Annotated in this window: 6 protein-coding genes; 3 read left to right on the forward strand and 3 right to left on the reverse strand. The window is 73.0% G+C overall.

What is annotated here, in order from left to right:
* Window positions 1-51 precede the first annotated feature (51 nt).
* From ABZ749_RS28375 to ABZ749_RS28385, 3 genes are read right to left on the reverse strand one after another with little or no spacing between them, the layout of a single operon-like run.
* The gene (locus ABZ749_RS28375) at window positions 52-981 is read right to left on the reverse strand and encodes a sulfotransferase (RefSeq protein ID WP_357198991.1); all 930 of its coding nucleotides are present in this window, start codon (window positions 979-981) and stop codon (window positions 52-54) included.
* 3 nt (window positions 982-984) lie between these two features.
* Window positions 985-2004: a sulfotransferase gene (locus ABZ749_RS28380; protein ID WP_357233167.1), complete on the reverse strand. Its 1020-nt coding sequence runs from the start codon at window positions 2002-2004 to the stop codon at window positions 985-987.
* A complete protein-coding gene (locus tag ABZ749_RS28385; RefSeq protein ID WP_357233169.1) occupies window positions 2001-3272 on the reverse strand; it encodes a glycosyltransferase family 4 protein in 1272 nt (423 codons plus the stop codon). The genes ABZ749_RS28380 and ABZ749_RS28385 overlap by 4 nt, the downstream gene beginning before the upstream one ends.
* A gap of 259 nt (window positions 3273-3531) precedes the next feature.
* Between ABZ749_RS28385 and ABZ749_RS28390 the strand changes: the two genes are divergently transcribed.
* Genes ABZ749_RS28390 through ABZ749_RS28400 form a run of 3 tightly spaced genes read left to right on the forward strand, consistent with a single transcriptional unit; the run spans window position 3532 to window position 5430 of the window.
* Window positions 3532-4494, forward strand: coding sequence for a hypothetical protein (locus tag ABZ749_RS28390; RefSeq protein WP_357233171.1), 963 nt, complete (start codon window positions 3532-3534; stop codon window positions 4492-4494).
* The gene (locus tag ABZ749_RS28395) at window positions 4487-5266 is read left to right on the forward strand and encodes a sulfotransferase (protein WP_357233173.1); all 780 of its coding nucleotides are present in this window, start codon (window positions 4487-4489) and stop codon (window positions 5264-5266) included. Before ABZ749_RS28390 ends, ABZ749_RS28395 begins: the two co-directional genes overlap by 8 nt.
* A complete protein-coding gene (locus ABZ749_RS28400) occupies window positions 5263-5430 on the forward strand; it encodes a hypothetical protein (RefSeq protein ID WP_357233175.1) in 168 nt (55 codons plus the stop codon). Before ABZ749_RS28395 ends, ABZ749_RS28400 begins: the two co-directional genes overlap by 4 nt.
* The last annotated feature ends 21 nt before the right edge of the window (window positions 5431-5451 follow it).

Consider the following 5451-nt stretch of genomic DNA (forward strand, 5'->3'; position numbering starts at 1 on the left):
CTGGACGTCGACACCGGTCACCGGAACGGTCGGCATGCTGACGGCTGCTCTCTACTCCTGCAGCGTTCCGTAGACCGGGTAGCCCCACTCGGCCAGGGACTTCTCCAGCACCCGTTCGATCGCGGCGAGCTGTGCCGGGCTGAGTTCGTCCCGGTACGCCTCCGCCCGGCCCACTGTGAAGTCGTACCGGGAGAAGCCCTTCTCGAAGGCCGTCGACCAGCCCAGACCGAGGAAGTCGAGCATCCGGCCGACCTGCTCGCGCGGTTGCTCGACCAGGTCCTCGTAGCGCACGTCCAGCCACTGGTCGGCCGGGTGACGCAGTCGGGCCTGCGCGAAGGCGTCCATCAGCATCTTCCAGCCCAGCGCGGCGAGTACCTGGAAGGAGCGACCGGATTCGGCCCACTCCTCCCGAAGGTCGGACGGGAGCGGGCCGTAGATCCAGTTGTCCGGCCCGCGCCAGCCGTCCCACCAGCCCATCTGGAGCCACGAGTTGGCCACCGCCCGGCCGTCGCGCACCACGTTGACCACCCGCAGCTCCGGGTACGCGGCGTGCAGCAAGCCGGTCCGCGGCCACCCGGTGACGTGCTGCACCAACTGCTGACAGCCCTGCCGGGCGATCCGCTCGTCGAAGAAGGCCCGCAACCGCCGGGCCACGAACGGGGTCAGGTCCTCGGCGACCAGGTCCCGACACGGTCGGGAGAAGCCGGCCAGGACCTGCCGGTCGAGCAGGTGGTACGCCTCCGACGGCGCGACCCGGAGCCGGCCCCGCTCCAGCAACCGTCGACTGTGCCGCAGCGAGGTCATCCCCGCCGGGCGCGGCGCCGAACGCCGGTAGAGCGGGCCGTTGAACCTGCCCTTCGGGTTGAGCCGGGCCAGTTTGTCGTCCAGACCGGAGACGAAGCCGACCGCTGGATGCCGGGAGAGCAGCTCCTGGACCAGTGTCGAACCACAGCGACCGGTGCCCACCACCAGTGAGAGCATCGTTCAGCCTTTCTGCCGGGTGGCGGGTGACGGGGAGACGGCCGGGTCCGCGGCGAAGCGGGCGGCAGGAGAGGTGGCCGCCGGGCGGCGCAACGGGTAGCCGAAGCGGGTCAGCGCCACGGCGGTCAGCCCGGTGACCGCCGCGTACGCGCGGGTGGGCAGCCCGGTCAGCCACTCGCTGTCGGCGACCACGTCGACCAGTCCGGTGCGGTGCCGCGACGGGTTGCCGGCCACCGAGTGGGTGGGCGCGAGCCGTACCGTGGCCGGTGTCGGAAACGGAAGCTCGTCGGGGATCGCGCCGACGAAGCCGGCGATCCGGGCGGTGGCAGCGGCCGGGTCGGCCACGAAGTCCTCGTACCGCACCCGCAGGTAGCGGCCCGGCGCACGGCGACGGGCGCCCCACAGCCGTACGGTCGCGGTGTTCCAGACGAGCCAGAGCAGCGCGGCCTTGCCGACCGGTGGCCGGCTCATCAGCTGGTCGTCGGCGCGCCCGTCCAGCGGGCGTCGGCGACGCCACGAGTACGCGGTGGCGCGCGGGTCGCGCACCACGTGCAGGACGTACAGGTCGATGCCGGGCAGGCCGCCGAGCAGGGCCCCGTACGGCGGCAGCTTGGAGGAGTCGACGATGACACCGTCCGACCGGCCGGCCAGGGCGTGCTCGGCGATCGAGGCGTAGAGCCGGGCCAGGTGCGTGTCGTCGGGGTGGCCCGCGACCGGCGGCTGCCCCCGACGCTGGCGGCGCAGCAGTGCGGGCAGTCCGCGCAGCCGCAGCCGCTGGGCCAACCGGGCGGCGATCCCGGCCGGGTCGGCGTCGGTCAGGTCGGCGCGCACCCGGGCCCAGAGCGGGCAGTCGGCGACCGGGGCGCCGCAGCCGCAGGGTCGGTTCTCCAGGATGCCGCGCCGCCACAGGTACCGCAGCTCGCCGGCCGCGAAGAAGCCCGGCAACTGTCCCAGGACCGTGGTCACCAGCGTGCTGCCACTGCGACCGCTACCGGCGAGGTAGAGCACCCGTACCGGGCTCACCGGGCCGCTCCCCCGCCGGCGGCGGCCCGGCGCGACGGCAGCGCCTCGGCGGCCTCCGCGTACAGCCCACGGATCCGGTCCAGGTGCCGGTCCGGGGCGAACTGGGCGGCGATCTTCGCCCGGCCCGCCCGGCCCATCCGGTACGCCCGGTCCGGGTCGGCCAGGAGGTCGTTGAGCGCGTCGCCGAGGGCCGTCGGCGCGTCGGCCGCGACAATGCGGCCGTCCACCTCGGGCTCGACCAGCTCGGGAAGCCCGCCCAGGTCGGTGGCGACCACCGGAACCCCGCAGGCGAACGCCTCCAGCACCGCCATCGGTTGGTTCTCGTGCCATCGGGACGGAACGGCGACCACTGCCGCCGACCGGATCAGCTCGTGCAGGCGCGGCTTGTCGAGACGGCCGTGGAACCGGACCCGACCGGGCACCCGCCGCGCGGCGAGCGCCTCCAACTCCGGCCGGGCCGGGCCGTCGCCGGCGATGTCCACGATGACCCCGTCCGGCAGCGCGGCGGCCGCCTCGATCAGCACGTCGACACCTTTCTCCGACGCCAGCCGCCCGGCGAAGACGACACCGCCGCCGGGGGTCTGCTTGGCCGCGACGCCGGTCAGGTCGACGAAGTGGTTGACCACCCGCAGCCGGTCCGGGTAGACGCCCGCTCGGCGCATCACGTCGGCCAGGAACCCGCTCGGGCTCACGAAGAGCTGCACCGGGTCGTACGCGTCGAACTGCCGGTGCAACCAGGACTCGACGGCGAGCAGGCCACTGCGCGACAGCGATCCGTCCTTGCAGCGGCGACGGGCCGCCTGCAACGGGCCGCCGGTGACGCATGCCTGGCAGGGACGGCCCCGGTCCAGCAGCTGGTAGCTCGGGCAGGCGAGCTTGTAGTCGTGCATGGTCAGCACGCACGGCACACCGGCGGCGCGGGCGGCGGCGAGCACCGACGGGGAGAGCTGGTGGTAGATGTTGTGCAGGTGCAGCACGTCCGGCCGAAAATCGTCGATCACCCGGGCCAGCCCGCGGCGGCTCGTCGGTGACCACAGCATCCGGCCGACGGCCACCGCGCGGGGCCGCACACCGCTCGGCGCCGGCTCCAGCTCCACTTCGGACGGGAACCGCGCGGCGTACGGCAGCGGCGACTCGTTCTCCGGGTGGCTCATGCCGAAGTAGGCGACCGTGTCGCCGGCGACCCGTTGCAGGTCGGCGAGATCGAGCAGATACCCCTCCGCGCCGCCACGGCGGTAGAGGAACTTGTTCACGTGCAGCACGCGCATCGACTCGCCCTGCTCACATCGATCGGGCGATCCGGGCCCGGGGGTGATGACCGGGGTCTGCCCGCCCCGACCAGGGCCCACGGTATGCAGGGCGGGTCGGCGAGTCCAGCTCACGTTTGGCATGTGGCTGAACGGGTGATCTTCGTCTGCCCGTGCGGTCCGCGGCCTGGCCTCCCGCCATGATCTCCAGATAACCTGGCTGCCGCCGGTCACACCCGCTCTGGTGCAGGGCCGGGGCCGGTGTCCGACGAGGAGGACCGTGGCAGCCGACGACGAGGTCTCCGCGCTCGCGTACACCGCGCGCCGGGTCCGGCGGCACCTGCGCTGGGCTCGTACCGAGGGGATCGGACGGCTGATCGAGGAGGACCGCCTCAACCCGGTCGACCGGATCGGCACCGCACTGGCGAAGCGACGCTGGCGGCGGCGGGCCGGCCGGACGCCCGGCTCGGCGATGCCGGTCTACCTGGTCGGTCTGCAACGCTCCGGCACGAACATGCTGGTCCGGGGCCTGGACGCCGCCGGAGAGGTCGAGGTCCGCAACGAGAACGACGGCACCCTCTTCCACCGCTTCCAACTGCGCCCCGACCCGGTGCTGACCGCCACTCTCCAGCGCAGCCGGCACGCGTACGTCCTGGTCAAGCCGCTCTGTGAGAGCCACCGCGTGGACGAGTTACTGGCCCTGCCGGGGCTGACCCCCGGGCGGGCGCTCTGGGTTTACCGCGACGTCGACGACCGGGCCCGCTCCGAGGTCGCCAAGTTCGGTGACGCCAACCTTCGGGCCCTGCGGGCGATCGCCGACGGCAGCATCGGCCGCCGGTGGCAGGGGCAACGCCTCGACGCCGACACCGTCGAGCTGATCCGGGCCCACGACCCGCAGGGGTTGGATCCGCACAGCGGTGCCGCGCTGTTCTGGTACGTCCGCAACTCGTTGTTCTTCCAGCTCGGCCTGGACCAGCGGGCCGACGTGCTGCTCTGCCGCTACGACAGCCTGGTCGCGGAGCCCGCCGCGCAGCTCCGGCGGCTCTGCGCCTTCCTCGACTTCACCTACCATCCCCGGCTGCACGCGCACATCGCCCCACGCGCGTCGCACGGCCCGACGAACCACCGACGGCTACCGGTCGACAGGCGCGTCCGGGCCCGCTGCGACGAGCTGACCGAACGGCTCGATCGCGCCGCGGCCGACGCCCGATCCGAGACGAAGAAGGCGGTCGACAGTGGCTGAGACCGGAACCCGTACCGCACCGATCTTCCTGGTCGGCTGCCAGCGGTCGGGCACCACGATGGTGCGTCTCGTCCTGGACTCGCACTCGCGGATCAGTTGTGGTCCGGAGACCCGGTTCCTGCCGGACCTGCGACGGATCGTCGGCCGGGACTGGGAGCGACTGGCCCGCTTCGGTTTCCCGCGCGAGGACTGGTTGCGCCGGATCCGGCACTTCTTCGGCGGCGTGCACGCCGACTACGCAGCCACGCGGGGCAAGGCCCGGTGGGCCGACAAGACCCCGCTGTACGCCATGTCGCTCGACTTCGTCACCGAGGTCTTCCCGGACGCCCAGATCGTGCACCTCATCCGGGACGGACGCGACGTGGTGGTCTCGCACCGCAAACGGTTCGGCTACTGGTCCGCGGTCAAGTGCGTGGTGAAGTGGCCGCGCTACATCCGCGCCGCGCGGGCCGTCGGCGCCACCCTGCCGGCGGACCGCTACTACGAGCTGCGGTACGAGGAGGCGGTCAGCGAGCCGGAGAAGACGATGCGCGGCCTCTTCGAATTCCTCGGCGAGCCCTGGGAGGACGGCATCCTCGACTACGACAGCAAGCAGCACGACGTGGCGCAGAAGTACACCACCGAGGCGGAGCGGCGACGGGCGGCGGTGGGCGACGCCGCGCCGATCTACGGCTCCCGGGTGGGCAGCTACCGCCGCGAACTCGACCCGTTCCTGCGCCTGCTGGTCTGGGTCTTCTCCGGTCCGACCCTGCGCGCGCTGGGCTACCGGTGACCCGCCCCGGCCGGCTGCGCGCGGCCGCGACCGCCGTCGCCGTCACGCTCCTGCTCACCGCCGGCTGCACCGCCGGCGACGACGATCCGCCACCGGCCGCCACCCCCTCCGCCAAGGTGGCACCGCAGGCACCGTCCGTCGACGGCCGGCGGCGACGGCGTTGACAGGCAGGACACATTCGCGCA

The sequence above is a fragment of the Micromonospora sp. NPDC047753 genome (assembly GCF_040642735.1).
In the GTDB taxonomy this organism is placed as follows: Bacteria; Actinomycetota; Actinomycetes; order Mycobacteriales; family Micromonosporaceae; genus Micromonospora.